Genomic DNA, 1,785 nt, shown 5'->3' on the forward strand with positions numbered 1-1,785 from the left:
CTCATGAACTATGATCGTTAGCCGTTTATCGTATCATCGAGTTTAAAATTTAATTACATAAATATAAGGAAATAAAATGAGAAAAGTTTTACTAATTAGTACCGTAATATTATTAATTTCAGCATGTTCAGAGACTAAAGATCCGTTACTTGCCGGATGCCTAAGTATTGGAATGGAAGAGCAAATGAAAGGAATGGAGGATAGTGACAGATATTCTGTTCAAAAGGGTGTTGAAATGGGATGTGATATGGTTATAAAAGAATGTGATAAATCGCCTAATGGTGAAATGTGTATAGCTTTTAAAAAGAAGTTTGAAGGTGAAAATTAATAAGGAGAAGCTTACTTGCCATCTATTAATGATATTGGCTTTAGTTTTTCTGATTGTTACTCGCTACATAATATATGTATCTATGCAAACAGAGTTTGGGACTAAAGCAGCGGGGGCAAATATTTCATATCTTCTTATTTGGGTGGTGGCATATTGGTTTGCGTTAACCTCAAATAAGATAGTAACTAATTCTATAGTTGGTTTTTTCGCAGTTGTTTTGTCTCCATGTATAATGTCACTTGTTGGGTATATCCTTCTAATTGTAATGTATATTATTAGGAAAAATAAACCTAATGAAGCGTATACAAACGGCTAACAGATAAGGATAGGCCGCGCGTAGCCGCGTCCTTATCCCAAGTGTTGAACAAGCCCGAGTGATACCTTTATAGTGTAAATATCGGCGTAAGAACTTACGCTTTTTCGATGTGTGCTGAGCAGTTACATTTTTTACTAGCCGCATCGATCCCTTAGCATCGCCAGCTAATTTCGTTGCCCCAAAATATCAATGCCTTAGCACCTCCTGATACTTTTATTGTTCTGCATCTTAAGTGTTCACTTTCTAATTCCTCGGCTTAAACAGTGGCGTTAGGTGTCGTTGGTTTTGCCTAAGAAAGCTTGTCAGTCGTGCATGCGCTTTTTCATCCCTTCGTTGCCAGCAACCCATAAATATCATCGGTTGTTGGCAACAGGGGCAAGGTCGGACAGCTTTAGTTTTAGTGGTGTTTTCGAGCGGCGAAAACACAGTGCCAGCAACGGCTAACATCAAGCGTATTCGTTGTCGCAGCTTGGCAGCACTGCCTCTGAGTAATCCACTCTCATTGTTAAGAGTCTCTGACTCGCCGTAAGCCTTTTGGCAGCACATGTTGCAGTACCAACCATAGAAATTCGACGGTGGGTAAAGTGCGTATTTCAGTGGTGTTGGTTTGGCTATTTTGCCCATGGTTTTCAAGATAGGCAAAACTAATTTGTCCGTCGATATTACTGACGATATTTTTATCGGGTAACACGCCGCGATAAAGGTATCGCGACAGGTACTTGAGCGCTGGCAGTCCTTTACCCACATGTTGACAGTCAACCACCCACTTTTTTGGGATTGAGGTTGGTAGCTTGATGTTGAGCTTATCGGTTAGTTGCGCTAGCAGTCTTGCTCGCCACACTTTGGCCAGGTTAAAGGCGTTAAACAGGTATTTACCTTTGTTCTTTTTCCACTGTTTTTTGTGTTTATCGAAACTGCCTGCCGGAATGATGAAGTGAATGTGCGGGTGCAAGTCACGCCTTCGGTTATGGGTATGCAACACGCCCGTAAATCCAATCTCACCACCGAGTTGCTTTGAATTTTTAGCGAAGTCTTTGAGCACGCTGGCGGCCAGCGAGAACATGGCTTGATACATCAACTCGGATTGATGTTTAGCCGTGACTCGCAACTCATAAGGCAAGGTGAACGTCACCATGTAATA

Annotated in this window: 1 protein-coding gene and 1 pseudogene; one reads left to right on the forward strand and one right to left on the reverse strand. The window is 41.3% G+C overall.

What is annotated here, in order from left to right; translation table 11 throughout:
* Positions 1 to 76 precede the first annotated feature (76 nt).
* The gene (locus AB4153_RS21275) at positions 77 to 328 is read left to right on the forward strand and encodes a hypothetical protein (protein WP_303517706.1); all 252 of its coding nucleotides are present in this window, start codon (positions 77 to 79) and stop codon (positions 326 to 328) included.
* A gap of 572 nt (positions 329 to 900) precedes the next feature.
* On the opposite strand, the pseudogene AB4153_RS21280 reads toward AB4153_RS21275, so the two are convergent.
* A pseudogene (locus tag AB4153_RS21280) lies at positions 901 to 1,785 on the reverse strand (transposase); the annotation flags it as partial.

Source organism: Shewanella sp. 10N.286.52.E4 (assembly GCF_041468785.1).
Lineage (GTDB): Bacteria > Pseudomonadota > Gammaproteobacteria > Enterobacterales > Shewanellaceae > Shewanella > Shewanella electrodiphila.

What these genes read in the sequence shown, in the direction of transcription:
- AB4153_RS21275 (WP_303517706.1), top strand. Translation starts at nt 77, where the DNA reads ATGAGAAAAGTTTTACTAATTAGTACCGTAATATTATTAATTTCAGCA.